This is a genomic window from Maritimibacter alkaliphilus HTCC2654, from assembly GCF_000152805.1.
Classification (GTDB): Bacteria; Pseudomonadota; Alphaproteobacteria; order Rhodobacterales; family Rhodobacteraceae; genus Maritimibacter; species Maritimibacter alkaliphilus.
Genome location: NZ_CH902578.1, coordinates 3,141,374 through 3,156,994, shown reverse-complemented (window position 1 = coordinate 3,156,994; position 15,621 = coordinate 3,141,374). Strand labels below are relative to the sequence as shown.

16 protein-coding genes are annotated in these 15,621 nt (G+C 63.6%); 9 read left to right on the top strand and 7 right to left on the bottom strand.

Annotated features, from left to right (window positions below):
• Positions 1–3: 3 nt before the first annotated feature.
• The gene (locus tag RB2654_RS16435) at positions 4–2,979 is read right to left on the bottom strand and encodes a 2-oxoglutarate dehydrogenase E1 component (protein WP_008333918.1); all 2,976 of its coding nucleotides are present in this window, start codon (positions 2,977–2,979) and stop codon (positions 4–6) included.
• Between the two features lie 134 nt (positions 2,980–3,113).
• Here RB2654_RS16435 and RB2654_RS16430 point away from each other — a divergent pair, with 134 nt between their 5' ends.
• On the top strand, positions 3,114–3,842 hold the full coding sequence (locus RB2654_RS16430) for a sulfotransferase family 2 domain-containing protein (RefSeq protein ID WP_008333916.1): 729 nt from the start codon (positions 3,114–3,116) through the stop codon (positions 3,840–3,842).
• 90 nt (positions 3,843–3,932) lie between these two features.
• Here the strand turns inward: RB2654_RS16430 and sucD are convergent, their stop codons facing one another.
• The 4 genes from sucD to RB2654_RS16410 all read right to left on the bottom strand — a co-directional run bounded on the left by sucD (position 3,933) and on the right by RB2654_RS16410 (position 7,506).
• The gene (gene sucD, locus RB2654_RS16425; RefSeq protein ID WP_008333914.1) at positions 3,933–4,820 is read right to left on the bottom strand and encodes a succinate--CoA ligase subunit alpha; all 888 of its coding nucleotides are present in this window, start codon (positions 4,818–4,820) and stop codon (positions 3,933–3,935) included.
• A 2-nt stretch (positions 4,821–4,822) separates the two neighbouring features.
• Positions 4,823–5,569 (bottom strand): sulfotransferase family 2 domain-containing protein, encoded by a 747-nt coding sequence (locus tag RB2654_RS16420; RefSeq protein WP_008333913.1) that lies wholly within the window; start codon positions 5,567–5,569, stop codon positions 4,823–4,825.
• Positions 5,570–5,580: 11 nt separating this feature from the next.
• Entirely contained in the window at positions 5,581–6,774 is a 1,194-nt protein-coding gene (gene sucC / locus RB2654_RS16415) for an ADP-forming succinate--CoA ligase subunit beta (RefSeq protein ID WP_008333911.1), read from the bottom strand.
• A gap of 180 nt (positions 6,775–6,954) precedes the next feature.
• On the bottom strand, positions 6,955–7,506 hold the full coding sequence (locus tag RB2654_RS16410) for a TetR/AcrR family transcriptional regulator (protein ID WP_008333909.1): 552 nt from the start codon (positions 7,504–7,506) through the stop codon (positions 6,955–6,957).
• 120 nt (positions 7,507–7,626) lie between these two features.
• Between RB2654_RS16410 and RB2654_RS22545 the strand changes: the two genes are divergently transcribed.
• Both RB2654_RS22545 and RB2654_RS22540 read left to right on the top strand, forming a co-directional pair.
• On the top strand, positions 7,627–8,679 hold the full coding sequence (locus RB2654_RS22545) for a glycosyltransferase family protein (protein WP_050771982.1): 1,053 nt from the start codon (positions 7,627–7,629) through the stop codon (positions 8,677–8,679).
• Positions 8,672–9,688 carry a glycosyltransferase family 2 protein gene (locus tag RB2654_RS22540; protein ID WP_008333905.1) on the top strand — a complete coding sequence of 339 codons (1,017 nt, stop codon included), beginning with the start codon at positions 8,672–8,674 and terminating at the stop codon, positions 9,686–9,688. The genes RB2654_RS22545 and RB2654_RS22540 overlap by 8 nt, the downstream gene beginning before the upstream one ends.
• A 217-nt stretch (positions 9,689–9,905) precedes the next feature.
• Here the strand turns inward: RB2654_RS22540 and mdh are convergent, their stop codons facing one another.
• Positions 9,906–10,868 carry a malate dehydrogenase gene (mdh, locus tag RB2654_RS16395; RefSeq protein ID WP_008333903.1) on the bottom strand — a complete coding sequence of 321 codons (963 nt, stop codon included), beginning with the start codon at positions 10,866–10,868 and terminating at the stop codon, positions 9,906–9,908.
• 153 nt (positions 10,869–11,021) lie between these two features.
• Between mdh and RB2654_RS16390 the strand changes: the two genes are divergently transcribed.
• Entirely contained in the window at positions 11,022–11,774 is a 753-nt protein-coding gene (locus RB2654_RS16390; RefSeq protein WP_008333901.1) for a sulfite exporter TauE/SafE family protein, read from the top strand.
• On the opposite strand, the gene RB2654_RS16385 is transcribed toward RB2654_RS16390, so the two are convergent.
• Positions 11,767–12,078, bottom strand: a complete 312-nt coding sequence (locus RB2654_RS16385; protein WP_008333898.1) for a hypothetical protein — start codon at positions 12,076–12,078, stop codon at positions 11,767–11,769. The two genes, RB2654_RS16390 and RB2654_RS16385, sit on opposite strands and share 8 nt — an antisense overlap.
• 280 nt (positions 12,079–12,358) lie before the next feature.
• On the opposite strand from RB2654_RS16385, the gene RB2654_RS16380 reads away from it, so the two are divergent.
• Genes RB2654_RS16380 through RB2654_RS16360 form a run of 5 tightly spaced genes read left to right on the top strand, consistent with a single transcriptional unit; the run spans position 12,359 to position 15,585 of the window.
• On the top strand, positions 12,359–13,213 hold the full coding sequence (locus RB2654_RS16380; protein WP_008333896.1) for an HpcH/HpaI aldolase/citrate lyase family protein: 855 nt from the start codon (positions 12,359–12,361) through the stop codon (positions 13,211–13,213).
• 3 nt (positions 13,214–13,216) lie between these two features.
• Positions 13,217–13,762 carry an NnrU family protein gene (locus RB2654_RS16375; protein ID WP_008333894.1) on the top strand — a complete coding sequence of 182 codons (546 nt, stop codon included), beginning with the start codon at positions 13,217–13,219 and terminating at the stop codon, positions 13,760–13,762.
• Between the two features lie 9 nt (positions 13,763–13,771).
• Complete coding sequence (locus tag RB2654_RS16370; protein WP_008333892.1) at positions 13,772–13,975, top strand: DUF1737 domain-containing protein; 204 nt, start codon at positions 13,772–13,774, stop codon at positions 13,973–13,975.
• A gap of 1 nt (position 13,976) precedes the next feature.
• Positions 13,977–15,011 carry a MaoC family dehydratase gene (locus RB2654_RS16365; RefSeq protein WP_008333891.1) on the top strand — a complete coding sequence of 345 codons (1,035 nt, stop codon included), beginning with the start codon at positions 13,977–13,979 and terminating at the stop codon, positions 15,009–15,011.
• A 28-nt stretch (positions 15,012–15,039) separates the two neighbouring features.
• Positions 15,040–15,585, top strand: a complete 546-nt coding sequence (locus RB2654_RS16360; protein ID WP_008333890.1) for a hypothetical protein — start codon at positions 15,040–15,042, stop codon at positions 15,583–15,585.
• Positions 15,586–15,621 lie beyond the last annotated feature (36 nt).

Here is a 15,621-nt window from a genome sequence, read left to right as displayed (position 1 = left end):
ATCTTATCCTTCGATGGTCAGCGCGTCATTAACGAGCGCGGCTTGCTGTGCTTTGTGCTGGCTGGCCAGACCCGTCGCGGGCGAGGCCGAGGAGGCGCGGCCGGCGTATTTGGGCCGGTAGTTGGTTTCGCGGATGCGCGACAGGACCCATTCGATGTTGGGTTCCATGAACGTCCACGCGCCCTGGTTCTTGGGCTCTTCCTGACACCACACGACGTCGGCGTTCGGGAAGCGTTCCATTTCCTTGACCAGCGACAAGGCCGGGAAGGGATAGAACTGTTCGACCCGCAGGATATAGACGTCGTCGATCCCCGCCTCGTCGCGGGCTTCGAGCAGGTCGTAATAGACCTTGCCGGAGCACATCACGACGCGGCGCACCTTGTCGTCGGATTTCAGCTCGATATCGGCGTGGCCGGTCCGCTTCTGCGCATCCGCATCGTCCCACAACACGCGGTGGAAGGACGAGCCGGAAATGAAATCGGCGGCTTCGGACACGGCGTGCTTGTGCCGCAGAAGCGATTTCGGCGTCATCAGGATCAGCGGCTTGCGGTAGGAGCGGTGAAGCTGCCGGCGCAGGATGTGGAAGTAGTTCGCGGGCGTCGTGCAGTTGGCGACGATCCAGTTGTCGGCGCCGCACATTTGCAGGAACCGTTCCAGACGGGCCGACGAGTGTTCAGGCCCCTGCCCTTCGTAGCCATGCGGCAGCAGGCAGACGAGGCCGGACATCCGCAGCCACTTCGATTCACCGGAACTGATGAACTGGTCGAACATGATCTGCGCGCCGTTGGCGAAGTCGCCGAACTGGGCCTCCCACAGCGTCAGCGCGTTGGGTTCGGCCATCGAGTAGCCGTATTCGAACCCGAGCACCGCGTATTCCGAGAGCATCGAGTCGATGACCTCGTAGCGCGCCTGACCCGACTTGATGTTGTTCAGCGGGTAATAGCGTTCTTCGGTGTCCTGATTGATGAAACCGGAGTGACGCTGCGAGAACGTGCCGCGCGTGGAATCCTGCCCGGCAAGGCGCACCGGGTAGCCCTCGGTGAGCAGCGAACCGAAGGCCAGCGCCTCGGCCGTGGCCCAGTCGAAGCCTTTGCCGGATTTGAACATCTCGGCCTTGGTGTCGAGCAGACGCCCCACGGTCTTGTGCAGCGTGAACCCGTCCGGCGCGGTGGTCAGCGCGCGCCCGACCTCTTGGAACGTGTCCTCGGAGATCGCGGTTTCGCCGCGCTGATAATCCTCGCCCTGCTTGTCGAGGTGCGACCAGCGCCCGTCCAGCCAGTCGGCCTTGTTCGGCTTGTAGTCCTTGCCCGTCTCGAACTCTTCGTTGAGGTGGGCCTGGAAAGCGGCCTTCATATCCTCGATCTCGCCCTCGGGGATCAGGCCATCCTTCACCAGACGGTCGGTGTAGAGTTGCAGCGTCGTCTTGTGAGTCTTGATCTCTTTATACATGAGGGGGTTGGTGAACATCGGTTCATCCCCCTCGTTGTGGCCGAAACGGCGGTAGCAGAAGATGTCGATCACCACGTCCTTGTGGAACTTCTGCCGGAACTCGGTCGCCACCTTGGCGGCGTGAACCACGGCCTCGGGATCGTCGCCGTTCACATGGAAGATCGGCGCTTCCACCATCAGCGCGATATCCGTCGGATAGGGCGAGGTGCGCGAGAACGAGGGTGCGGTGGTGAAACCGATCTGGTTGTTCACGACGATGTGGATCGTGCCGCCGGTGCGGTGGCCACGGATACCCGACAGCTGGAAGCACTCGGCCACGACGCCTTGCCCGGCAAAGGCCGCGTCCCCGTGCAGAAGCACCGGGATCACCTTGTGATGCTCGGGGTCTTTCAACTGGTCGCCCTTGGCGCGGGCTTTGCCCAGCACGACCGGGTTCACCGCTTCGAGGTGCGAGGGGTTGGCGGTCAGCGACAGGTGGACGGTGTTGCCGTCGAACTCCCGGTCGCTCGACGCGCCGAGGTGGTATTTCACATCGCCCGACCCGTCCACGTCCTCGGGCTTGAAGCTGCCGCCCTGAAACTCGTTGAAGATCGCGCGGTAGGGCTTGGACATCACGTTGGCCAGCACCGACAGACGACCCCGGTGAGGCATCCCGATGACGACTTCCTCGACACCGAGGTTGCCGCCGCGCTTGATGATCTGCTCCATCGCCGGGATCAAGGCTTCGCCACCGTCGAGGCCGAACCGCTTGGTGCCCATATACTTGACGTGCAGGAATTTCTCGAACCCTTCGGCCTCGACCAGCTTGTTCAGGATCGCGCGACGCCCTTCGCGGGTGAAGCGGATTTCCTTGCCGTAGCCTTCGATCCGTTCCTTGAGCCAACCGGCTTCTTCCGGGTTCGAGATGTGCATGTATTGCAGCGCGAAGGTGCCGCAGTAGGTGGCGCGCACGATGTCGATGATCTGACGCATCGAGGCGACTTCGAGCCCGAGCACATTGTCGAGGAAGATCGGGCGATCCATGTCGGCCTCGGTGAAGCCGTAGGATTTCGGGTCGAGCTCGGCATGGCCCGAGGTGTCGCGCATCCCCAGCGGGTCGATGTCGGCGGCAAGGTGGCCCCTGATCCGGTAGGCCCGGATAATCATCAGCGCGCGGACCGAGTCGAGCACGGCGCGTTTGATCGCGTCCTCGGAAATCTCGATTTCGCGGTTCGACGCCTCGTCCGCGATCTTTTTCGCCAAATCCTTGGGCGCTTTTTCCGGCTCGGCGGGCCATTGACCGTCAAGCGCGTTGGTCAGGTCATCGTTGGGCTGTGGCGGCCAGTCGGCGCGCATCCATGACGGCCCCTGCGCCTCGCGTTTGACCGAGACATCGTCATCCCCAAGCTCGCGAAAGAACGCCTGCCATGCCTCGTCGACCGCATTCGGGTCGTTGGCGTATTTGGCATAGAGCTGTTCGAGATACTCGGCGTTGTGTCCCTGCATGAACGAAGAGGCATGGAACTGGTCGTTGGGGCTTTGGTCGGTCATTTGGTGAACCCTGTGTTGGCTCTATTTCCGTTGCAAGTCGTCTTCCGCGCCGCAGATATCAATGCGCGTTCTGGAAGTATTGGATTTCGTCCGATAACCATTTGGAACGGGATGGTCCTTGGGTTGGGCGAGACATGGCGAAGCATGGAATTCTGAGGAATGGAACGCGGGCGTTGGCGCTGAAGGGGGTGCCGCGCCTTGTAAGCCTTGTCACCGGCATCGAGCGGAGCGCCATAAGCAAACCGATCCTGCACGGGTGGCTTGAGCTCGAAGGGCCGGACCCCGAGGTCTGGGACGGCCCGATCTTTATACATGTCCCCAAAGCCGCCGGCAGCAGCGTGCTGCGCACGGGTGTCAAATACACGTTGGGCCACAAGCCTGTCCGCTACTATCTGCGGCACAAACCGGCCGATCGCGCGATGCCTGCGACCTTCGCTATCGCGCGCGATCCGATGGACCGCTTTGTTTCGGCGTTCTACTACCTCAAGGGCGGCGGCTCGACCGGACAGGACAGGCGCTGGTCGCAGCGAAACATTGCACCCGATATGACGCACAACGATTTCGCCGAGCATCTGGAAAGCCATCCGCGGCTTTTGCGCCAGATGCACTTTCGCCCTCAAGCCTACATGTTGAAGGACGATGCCGGAAAGATCGCGGTCGACCGCATCCTCAAGTTCGAGATGCTGGACACGGACTGGCCGCCGTTTGCCCGCGTTCATGGGCTTGTCGAAGACCTTCCTCGGGTGAACGTCGGCAGCCGCGGATCGCGTGTCCGGCCCGAAACGTCGGACCGGACCAAGGAAATCATTGCTCGGCTTTACGCCGAGGATTTCACGATCCTCGGATACGCGCCGCCCGCGTGACGCGAACTCCGCGCACCCAATACCCGTCGCCGCGACGGGCTGTCGCGCGATCGGCATTGGAATACGGGAGTTAAACGTCATCTCTGGTCCTCAGCCTTGCTTGATCGCTTCCAGCACGGCTTCGCCAAGCTGGGCGGGGCTTTCCGCGACGACGATACCGGCCGATTTCATGGCTTCGATCTTGTCCTCGGCACCGCCCTTGCCGCCAGCCACAATCGCGCCAGCGTGACCCATGCGGCGGCCCGGAGGGGCCGTGCGCCCGGCAATAAAGCCCGCGACGGGTTTCTTGCGACCTTTTTTGGCTTCGTCCTTAAGGAACTGTGCCGCTTCTTCTTCGGCGGAGCCGCCGATTTCACCGATCATGATGATCGACTCGGTCTCATCATCCGCGAGGAACCATTCCAGCACGTCGATGTGCTCGGTGCCCTTGATCGGGTCGCCGCCGATGCCGACGCAGGACGACTGGCCGAGGCCCACGTCGGTGGTCTGCTTCACGGCCTCATAGGTCAGCGTGCCCGAGCGGGACACGACGCCGACGGTGCCGCGCTTGTGGATGTGGCCCGGCATGATGCCGATCTTGCAGGCGTCGGGCGTGATGACACCGGGGCAGTTCGGGCCGATCAGGATCGACGACGACCCTTCCAGCGCGCGCTTGACCTTCATCATGTCCATGACCGGGATGCCCTCGGTGATGCAGACGATCAGCTCCATCTCGGCGTCGATGGCTTCGAGGATCGAGTCGGCGGCGAAGGGCGGCGGCACGTAGATGACGGAAGCGTTGGCTTCGGTCTTGTGCTTGGCCTCGTGGACCGAGTTGAACACGGGCAGGTCGAGATGCGTCTGGCCGCCTTTGCCGGGGGTCACGCCGCCGACCATCTTGGTGCCATAGGCGATCGCCTGTTCCGAGTGGAAGGTGCCCTGTGAGCCGGTGAAGCCCTGGCAGATCACCTTGGTGTTTTCATCAACGAGTACGGCCATTGTTATATGGTTCCTGTCTGTTGCGTGTTGCGTTGGTCGCGGCGGGGCATATCGACCCACTGTCCCAGAAAGTCGTATTCGGGTGCCAGCCACGTCATGAGTGCGTCAAAGGCCGCGTCCGACAGGTCGTCGATCGTGGCCCTGTAGGCCTTTGGGGAAGCGTTCCGGTGCGGAATGGTGAAATCGGCCACGCCGGTGCGCGCGCGGATGTCGGTTTGAAGCTGGTCCAACTCGCGCACTGTATAGATGCGGTCGTAGATCCCCAGATCGGGGCCGAGGAACCAGCTTGCCGACTGCACGTGATGTGCGACGGCCGGATAGGTCGCGGCATAATGGTCGAGGTTCAGCACGAACTGGTCGAGCGTCGGGCGCGGGTCCAGCATCGGCTGCGCCCCCATCCCGCCGGTAACCTTGCGCATGATCCGGGTCAGACCCGATCCCATGCGCCGGTCGTTCGCAATCTCCAACCGGCCCGCCCCCATGACCCGCTCCGACCAGGTGGACAACACCCGTTCGGCGGGGTCACGGATCACGGCGAAAAGCCAGGGATCGTCAAGCTGGGCGAAATCGCCCCGCTCGAACCGCGTCGTCGGAAAGGCCTGCTGGAGCCCCAGCCGCTTGCCGTTCGCCTCGACGCCCCTGAACTCGGTGCCATGCTCGAGCCGGTACATGGCCCGTTTCAACGACGTGCACGCGGCCTTGGGAACGGCCGCGTAAACGAGGTTGTATGTCGGGACCACGAAGACCATTCGTCCGGGCCTTAGCCTTTCACCGCTTTCACGATCTTCTGCGCGCCGTCCTTGAGGTCGTCGGCAGCGATCACGTTCAGGCCGGAGTTCGCGATGATCTCTTTCCCCTTGTCGACGTTCGTGCCTTCGAGGCGGACGACGAGCGGCACTTCGAGACCGACTTCCTTCACCGCGGCGATCACGCCCTCGGCGATGACGTCGCAGCGCATGATGCCGCCGAAGATGTTCACGAGGATGCCCTTCACGTTCTTGTCGGACGTGATGATCTTGAAGGCTTCCGTCACTTTCTCTTTCGTGGCGCCGCCGCCGACGTCGAGGAAGTTGGCCGGTTCCGCACCGTAGAGCTTGATGATGTCCATCGTCGCCATGGCGAGGCCCGCGCCGTTCACCATGCAACCGATTTCACCGTCGAGCGCGATGTAGTTCAGGTCGTACTTGGAGGCCTCGAGTTCCTTCGAGTCCTCTTCCGTCTCGTCGCGCAGGTTGGCGATGTCTGGCTGGCGGTAAAGCGCGTTGCCGTCGAAGCCGAACTTGGCGTCGAGCACCTTGAGGTCGCCGCCGTCGGTGACGATCAGCGGGTTGATCTCGAGCATCTCCATGTCGCGCTCGGTGAACACCTTGTAAAGGGTGCCCATCAGCGACACGCACTGCTTGACCTGCGGGCCTTCGAGGCCGAGGGCGAAGGCGATGCGGCGGCCGTGGAACGGCTGATAGCCGGTCGCGGGATCGACCGAGAAGGACAGGATTTTTTCGGGGGTCGACGCGGCCACCTCTTCGATGTCCATGCCGCCCTCGGTCGAGCAGACGAAGGACACGCGCGAAGTTTGGCGGTCCACCAGCAGCGCGAGGTACAGTTCGGTTTCGATGCCCGAGCCTGCTTCGATGTAGATGCGGTTGACCTGCTTGCCCGCCGGGCCGGTCTGGTGCGTGACCAGCGTGCGGCCGAGCATCTTCTTGGCTTCTTCGGCGGCTTCTTCCACCGACTTGGCGAGGCGCACGCCGCCCTTTTCGCCGGCGCTTTCTTCCTTGAAGTGGCCCTTGCCGCGACCACCGGCGTGAATCTGGGCTTTCACGACCCAGAGCGGGCCGTCCAGTTCGCTGGCTTTGGTCTTGGCTTCTTCGGCCTTCATGACCACACGGCCATCGGAGACCGGAGCGCCATAATCGCGAAGGAGCGCCTTCGCCTGATATTCATGGATGTTCATGAACTCGTCCCATCTGGTTTGCGTTCGGGCCCTACATGCACCCGCGCGAACCGCCATGAAACGTATTTTTCGGTGTTACCGATAAAATGGCCAAGAATTGCGCAGCTTGTGATCACACCCCGCGAAGTCGTGATCACAAAACTCCGGTGCGTCAGCCGGTCGCAGCGGAGATTCGGGGCTTCAGCCCTGTTTTTGCAGTCCGCGCATCATCAGGTCATAGGCGGCGCGGCGGCCTTCGGGCCCGATATTCGGCGTGGTCGCGGCGGCTGCGAGCATGACGGCGAAGATCACGATGTCGGCTTCGCGCAGATCCTCGCGCACCGTTCCCGCCGAAATCGCGGCCTGAACATGCGGGCGGAGCAGCGCGTGGAAGCGGTCGATGGCTTCGAGCAGAACCGGGTCTTCGCGGCTTTGCGCGCGCAGGAAATCGGCGACCGGCGCGTAGTGGATCATCTGGTCGTAGAACATCGGGGTGATTTCGTTGATCGACGTCTCGGTCACGTCCAGCTTGCTGCTGGTTTCTTCGAGCTTGCTCAGGAACAGATCCAGCATTTCGTTGATGAGCGCGCGGCGGTCCGGAAAGTGCCGGAAGAACGTCGCACGCCCCACGCCGGCCCGTTGCGCGATGGAGTCGAGTGGTGCCCCGACGCCGCGCTCGACGAAGATTTCATCCGCAGCCTCGAGGATGCGCACACGATTTTCGGCGAAATCCGCCCTGCGTTTAACTGCCATGTCAGTCCTTTGTCCGTCATCGTGTTGTGACGCCTCGAACACCAAAACAAAAGGGTTAACTGGACTTGAAGCCGTCAATGACCCTAGCTTAACACAAATCACGGCACAAATGACCCCCAAGTGAAACAGAACGTATCGACTGCATCGGGAAAACCGCCGCGTTGGGGCGTCGTGGCCACGGTGCGCGAGCCGGTCGCGCTGATCGTGGGCTTCGCCTGCCATCACCTCGCGCTGGGGGCAGAGAGGGTTCACCTGTTCTTCGACGTGCCGCATGACCCGGCGGCCAAGGTGGCGGCGACCATCCCCGGTGTCACGGTGACGCTATGCGACGCCGACTACTGGCGAGAGGCCGGGTTCGCAAAGCCACCTGCGCTTCAGACCAAACGACAGACGGTGAATGCGAACCGGGTCATGGCGCAAAGCGATCTGGATTGGCTGCTTCACGCGGATGCGGACGAATTGCTCTGGTTGCCGGGGCCGTTGGCCGATGAGCTGGCGCAGGTGCACGAAGGCGCGTGGCTTCACATTCCCAACGTCGAGAGATGCTGGAAGACGGCACCGGACGGCGAGATCTACGGCGGGATTTTTCGCGGGCCGTTGCATGACATGCCCGGTCTGGCGGAACGGGTCTATGGCAAGCGCGCGGCGGCGCTGTCGGGCGGCATGGGCGGCTATTCCGCGGGCAAGGCCATGGCCCGCGTCGGCGAGGGGTTTCTGGCCATCCACAAGGTGCGCGACGCCGAAGGGGCGCCGGTGCGCCCGTCGGTCCCGGCACCGGGCGCGCGCATCCTGCATTTCGACGGGATCACGCCCGCGCATTGGGCGCTCAAGAACCTGCGATATGCCGAGCAGGGCGCGGCCATGAACCAGCTTCTGAACACTCAGCGCATGGCCTCGATCGGCGCGATCCTACAGGCGCCGAACCCCGAGCGGGCCGGGGCGCGGGTCTATGAGGCGCTCTATCGCCTGAACGAGGACGAGGCCGCCACATTGCGCGAGGCCGGGGCGCTCTTTGATTACCCTGTGGACGTGGCGGGGGCGGTCGCGCGAGTGGCCCCGCATCTTTCGCCGGATTTCAGCGCAGAAGGCTTCGACCGGCTGCATCGGGCCGAGCTTTCGGCCCGCGCGCAATCCATCGTCCGCCAGAAGCGTCAGGCCCGACGCAATGCCTGATCGCCGTTGGGGCGTGGTCGCGACGGTGCGCGAACCTATCGACCTCGTGCTCGCCTTCGCCTGCCATCACCTCGACATGGGGGCCGAAGTCACGCTGTTCTTCGACGACCCTGACGATCCGGCGGCGGCGGTGCTGGACGGTCTGGACGGCGTGCGCGTGATCCGCTGCGACGCCGCGCATTGGGCCGCGTTGGGATGGGACAGGCAGCCGGACATACAGACGCCGCGGCAAAACACCAACTTCCGGTGGGCCGTGGCACAGGGGCTGGCGGATTGGCTGATCCATCTGGACGCGGACGAGTTTCTCTGGGCACCGGAGGGGGTCTGGCACGACGTGGACGCGGTGGGTGACGCGGACTGGCTGGCCGTTCCGCCGTGGGAACGGGTCTTGGCGCTCGGCGACACGGGGCTTTTCGCCGGTGCGTTCCGCAGCACGGTCGAGGGCGGGCTGGCCGACGTTTACGGCGATGACGCCCGCTTTCTGGAGCCGAAGGGGATGGCCGGCTATGCCTCGGCCAAGCCGATGGTGCCCGCCTACATGCCGCACCACGTCGTGACGCACCGGGTCATGGGGCCAGACGGGCCGCGGCCGCGGCGCAGAGCCGAAAAGATGCGCATTCTGCATTTCGAAGGGCTGACGCCGACGCATTGGGCCGTGAAGCAACTCCGCTATGCCGTGCAATCGGAGCGGCGCATCCTGATGCGGCCGGCACGTTACGCCGCTTTGCGCGAAATCATCGCGGCGCAGGACGTGAGAGCGGCGGCGCTCGAGCGGTTCGACCGGACCTATCGACTGTCGGCTGACACGCTGGCGACCCTGTCGGCGCGCGGGGCGCTGCACAGCGTGCCGTTCGATATTGAGGGCACCGTCGCGCGTCACGCTCCGCAGGTGGAATTCGATGCGACCGGCGCGCGGCTGGACCACGCCCTTGCCCCGCATCTGGACGAGCTTGCCGCAGAAGTGGCGGCACGTCGGGGCGCGTTGCTTGCGGTGCCTGCGCCAGGATGAGGGACGGTGGGGCGTGGTTCGGATGGGGCTCTTGGACGCGCGTGTCAGAATTCTAGGATACTAGGATTCTAGTATCCTTCCCAAAAATATCCCCTGTTTTTCAGCGACTTAACGCCACGCAACCTCGCCAAAGGTTAACGCAGCCCCTTCACCGCCCAAAAACGAAAAAGGGCCGGACAACCGCCCGACCCTCTCGAAACTTACCTGTGGACTGCGATCAGCCGAGGTTCGAGTCGATGCCCTTACAGGCTTCGACAAGGCCCTTCACCGCTTCGACCGAGTTGTCGAACATCGCCTGCTCGTCCTTGGTCATCTTGATGTCCACGATGCGCTCGATGCCGCCGGCACCGATCACGGTCGGAACGCCGACATACATGCCGTTCAGGCCCAGCGCACCATCGACCCATGCCGCGCACGGCAGCAGGCGTTTCTGGTCCTTGAGATAGGCTTCCGCCATCTCGATGGCCGAGGCGGCGGGCGCATAGAACGCCGAGCCGGTCTTGAGCAGGCCGACGATTTCGGCGCCGCCGTCACGAGTGCGCTGCACGATCGCGTCGAGCTTGTCCTGCGTCGTCCAGCCCATCTCCACCAGATCGGGGAGCGGGATACCGGCGACGGTCGAATAGCGCACCAGCGGCACCATCGTATCGCCGTGGCCACCCAGCACGAAGGCGGTGACGTCTTTCATCGACACGTCGAATTCGACCGACAGGAAGTGACGGAAACGACCGGCGTCCAGAACGCCCGCCATGCCGACGACCTTCTCCGGCGGCAGGCCGGAATACTGCTGAAGCGCCCAGACCATCGCGTCGAGCGGGTTGGTGATGCAGATCACGAAAGCATCCGGCGCGTTGTCGCGGATGCCTTCGCCGACCGATTTCATCACCTTCAGGTTGATGCCGAGGAGGTCGTCACGCGACATGCCGGGCTTGCGCGGCACACCGGCGGTGACGATGCAGACGTCCGCGCCCGCGATGTCGGCGTAATCGTTCGTGCCCTTCAGCGCCGCGTCGAAGCCTTCGACCGGGCCGCTTTCCGCGATGTCCAGCGCCTTGCCCTGCGGGGTGCCTTCGGCGATGTCGAAAAGGATGACGTCACCGAGTTCCTTGAGGGCGGCGAGGTGAGCGAGCGTGCCGCCGATCTGGCCTGCGCCGATGAGCGCGATCTTGGGTCGAGCCATGTGATTGATCTCCGATCAGGTTTTACTGTCCTCGCGCTGCCTAGCCCCGTTCACCAGACGGCGCAAGGGCGCTGCATTGCGGCAGGATGCCTTGCAGGCCCCGTTGATACCGCTAAAGGTGTGGGCAATCAGAGACTTTGGGGAGCGCGCGCTTTGGAAATCGACCTCATGTTCTTCCTCGTCGCGATCCCGGCCGTAATCTTCGCGGGGATATCCAAGGGCGGCTTCGGGTCCGGTGCGGCCTTTGCCGCGACGCCGCTTCTGGCGCTGATTCTGGAACCCGGCCAGGCCGTCGGTCTGATGCTGCCGCTCCTCATGCTGATGGATGTCACCGCGCTCAAGCCCTACTGGAAGAAGTGGGATCGCTTCGCAGCACTGATGCTGATCCTCGGCGCCATTCCCGGTGTGGCGCTTGGTGCGGTCTTCTACCATCTGGCCGATCCGGATTTGTTCAGGCTGCTGATCGGCGCCGTCGCGATCGGGTTCGTCGCGTTTCAGCTGGCGCGGAAATTCGGGCTGCTTCGGCCCGCCCGGCAGCCGATGGGCCGAACCGGCGGGCTCATCTCGGGCACGGTGGGCGGCTTCACCTCGTTCGTCAGTCACGCCGGCGGCCCGCCCGCCGCGGTCTTCCTTCTGTCGCGCGGGCTGGACAAGACGACGTATCAGGCGACCACCGTCCTCGTGTTTTGGGCGATCAACCTGATGAAGTTCGTGCCCTATATGTTTTTGGGCATCTTCACGTGGCAGTCGCTCAAGGCGGACGTAATGCTGATTCCCGCCGCGGTGATCGGCGTCTGGCTCGGGGTCAAACTTCACGACATCATCCCCGAGCGCCTTTACTTCACGATCACATACACGCTCCTCGTCCTCACCGGGACCAAGCTGATCGCGGATGCGCTTACGTAGGCTGGCCCGCAGGCGTCACCTCGTCCTCGACACGTTCCCAGGCCTGGCCCGCACCGATGATGCAGGTGCGCCCGTCGGGCGTGGTCATGGTCAGGGTCCATGTGCCGGTCTCGGGCGAGGCGAACATCTCGACGATCCGGTTACCGGACGCGAGTCCGATGGACTGGCGCGCCTCGCCGAAACGGTCAGCGAGGTGTCCGACGACATGGTCACGGGTCGAGCAATTGGCGGTCTGGGCGACTGCGGTCGACGCGGCGAGCGTGGACAGGCAGACGAAGGTCGATGCGATAAGGGTCCGTTTCATGGTTCGGTCCTTCAGGTCGGGGCTTGCTGGCCAGCCGGTATTCCGACGGCAAACCCTGTGACATCGCCGGGCTTGTCCCCGTGGCGTGATGGCCAACCGCATTGGGCCTCCGTCGCCCGGCTTGTGCATTCATCCTCGCGCCACATCCCCGAAAGTTTGGTTAACGGCAGGAGCGTTGCGTCGTCTCGCCCGCGTTTTTCTGCATTGCGGCACATTGACCCTTGCCAATTCGTGCGCCCCATGTTGGTTTCGCGCAACAAAATTGCTCAGAGGTAGAATCATGACCCAATCGACGCGCCCCGTCCGCTCCGTGCTCTACATTCCCGGCTCGAAAGAGCGGGCGCTGGACAAGGCGCGGGGGTTGCCCGCCGATGCGATCATCTTCGACCTCGAAGACGCCGTGACCCCCGACGCCAAGGCGGATGCACGGGCCACCCTGCGCGCGGAACTGGACAAGGGCGGCTTCGGCAACCGGATGCGGATCGTGCGGATCAACGGGTTCGATACGGTCTGGGGGCGTCAGGACGTCGAAGCGATGCAGGGCGCCGAAATCGACGCGCTGCTTCTGCCAAAGGTGAACTCGGCCTACGATCTGCAAACGCTGGCCGACATGATTCCCGATGTCCCGCTCTGGGCCATGATGGAGACGCCCGAGGGCATCCTGAACGCGCGCGAGATCGCGGCCCACCCGCGTCTGGCGGGGATCGTCATGGGCACCAACGATCTGGTCAAGGAACTGGGCTGCCGCGTCACGCCCGACCGCTCCACCGTCATGACCAGCCTTCAGATCAGCCTGATCGCGGCCCGTGCCGCCGGTGCCCTGATCGTCGATGGTGTCTACAACGCGTTCAAGGACGACGACGGCCTGCGCGCGGAATGCGAACAGGGCCGCGACCTCGGCTTCGACGGCAAGACGCTGATCCACCCGGCCCAGATCGACATCGCGAACGAGCTCTTCGCGCCCTCCGAGGCCGACATCGACCTCGCCCGCCGCCAGATCGCAGCCTTCGAAGAGGTCGAGGCATCGGGACAGGGCGTGGCGGTCGTCGATGGAAAGATCGTTGAGAATCTGCATATCGTGACCGCGAAAGCTCTGCTCGCGAAAGCAGAGGCCATCGCCAGTCTCGAAGGATAAGCCATGCTCGTTCTCATTCTGGGCGTCCTCATCTGGACGCTCGCGCATCTGTTCAAACGTATCGCGCCCGAGGCGCGCGCCAATATGGGCGACAAGGCCAAGGGGCCTGTCGCGCTTTTGTCTCTCGTCGGGATCGTCCTGATGGTGATCGGCTACCGGATGTGGGACGGGTCGGCCTATTGGGGCCGCAGCCCCGCGATGGTGGGCATCAACAATCTGCTCATGCTGTTCGCGGTCTACCTGTTCGCGGCATCCGGCATGAAGACGTGGATCACGTCCAAGATCCGCCACCCGCAGCTTACCGGCGTCAAGACATGGGCCATCGCGCACCTGCTGGTGAACGGCGACATGCCGTCCTTCGTGCTGTTCGGGGGCCTGCTCGCCTGGGCCGTGATCGAGGTGATCCTCATCAACCGTCAGGCCAAACCCGCCAAGAACACCGGGCCGTTCCCGGTCGGCAAGGAGATCGGGGCCGCGGTCGGTGCCGTCGTCGTCTTTGCCGCCATCGCGGGCGTCCACTACTGGCTCGGCTACCCGGCGTTCGGATAAGGAGCAGCCATGCAACTCTATCGATTTCTGTCCGCCGACGACACGTCGGAGTTCTGCCACAAGGTGACGGCGGCCCTGAACAAGGGCTGGGTGCTTCACGGCAGTCCGACCTATGCCTTCGACGCGGCCAACGGCGTGATGCGCTGCGGTCAGGCCGTGACCAAGGACGCCCCCGGCGACTACCACCCCGACATCAAGCTGGGAGAACAATAGCGTGGCAAAGACCAATCCGGGCCGGTTTTTCGAGGATTATCGCATCGGCGAAGTGATTACCCATGCCGTGCCGCGCACGGTATCGGGGGGCGAGCGTGCGATGTATCACGCGCTCTACCCGGCCCGTCACGCGCTCTACTCCTCCGACGAATTCGCGCGCGATTGCGGATTGGATGCCTCACCGATCGACGATCTTGCCGCGTTCCATTTGGTGTTCGGCAAGTCCGTCCCGGACATCTCCCTGAACGCGGTCGCCAACCTTGGCTATGCCGAAGGGCGTTGGCTCAAACCGGTCTGGCCGGGCGATACACTGCGTTCGGAGTCCAAGGTGATCGGGCTCAAGCAGAACTCGAACGGCAAATCGGGCGTCGTCTACGTCAAGACGACTGGCTACAACCAGCATGACGAGCCGGTGCTGGAATATATCCGCTGGGTCATGGTGCGGAAGAAAGACCTTTCCGCCGATGCGCCGGACACGCTGGTGCCGGAGTTGAAACAGGTCGTGCCCGTGGAGGATCTGGTGATCCCCGAAGGGCTCGACTTCTCGCGCTACGAGTTCAAGCTGGCGGGCGAGCGGCACAGGTTCGGCGACTACGAGATCGGCGAAAAGATCGACCATGTGGACGGCGTGACCGTCGAGGAAGCCGAGCACATGATCGCCACGCGCCTGTGGCAGAACACGGCCAAGGTGCATTTCGACGCGACCAACCGCGAGGACGGCAAGCGCCTGATCTACGGCGGGCACGTGATTTCGATGGCCCGAAGCCTCAGCTTCAACGGTCTGGCAAACGCGCAGATGATCGTCGGCCTGAACGCGGGCGCCCATGCCAACCCGTGCTTTGCGGGCGACACGGTTCGCGCATGGTCCGAAGTGCTCGACAAGGCCGAAACCCCGTCGCCCGGCGTGGGGGCGGTGCGTCTGCGGCTGGTGGCGACCAAAGGCGGCATTCAGGACTTCGCGCTCAAGGGCGAGGACGGGAAATACCTGCCCCACGTGATGCTCGATCTTGACTACTGGGCGCTGATGCCGATGTGATGACCCCGTTACTTAGGGGTATTCGCACATGAAATTTCTGAAAGAGGGGCTTGGCTTCGTCGGCGGATTGCTGGCTGCCGGCGTCGCCGGTTTCGCCCTTTTCGATCGCGCGACCGATACGACCGTCAGCACCATCGACGACCTCGTCGCTAGTCTCGACAGCATTGCCACGTCGATCTCGGATCAGGGGATCGCGCCCCAGAACGACGAACAGTTGGAAAAGGCCATCAGCGCCTTGGGCGGCGTTTCGCAGGCTCTGGCCGAATCCGCCGACAACAGTGGCGAAAGCGGCTCTTACCTGCGCGTCTTCAGCGGTGTCTTCGACCTGCCACCCAACAGCGCCGTCGACCTCGACGCGCCGGACGGCGATTTCGCGAGCCTCGGCTTCCACCGTTTCAAAAGTGGGAGCGAGACCTGGGCCGGCGTCTATTTCAACGGCGAGGAGCATAACCTGCTTCCCGGTGAATTGCTGAGGTTCCCGCAGGAAACGGAAACCTGTCAGGTCATGTATGTCGGACCGACCGATGCCGAGGCGACTGCGGCGCGGTTTCGGTTTCGGTGCCGTGACAGCTAGTTCTTGACGGCGCCCGCGGTTCGCGCCCTCATGTAG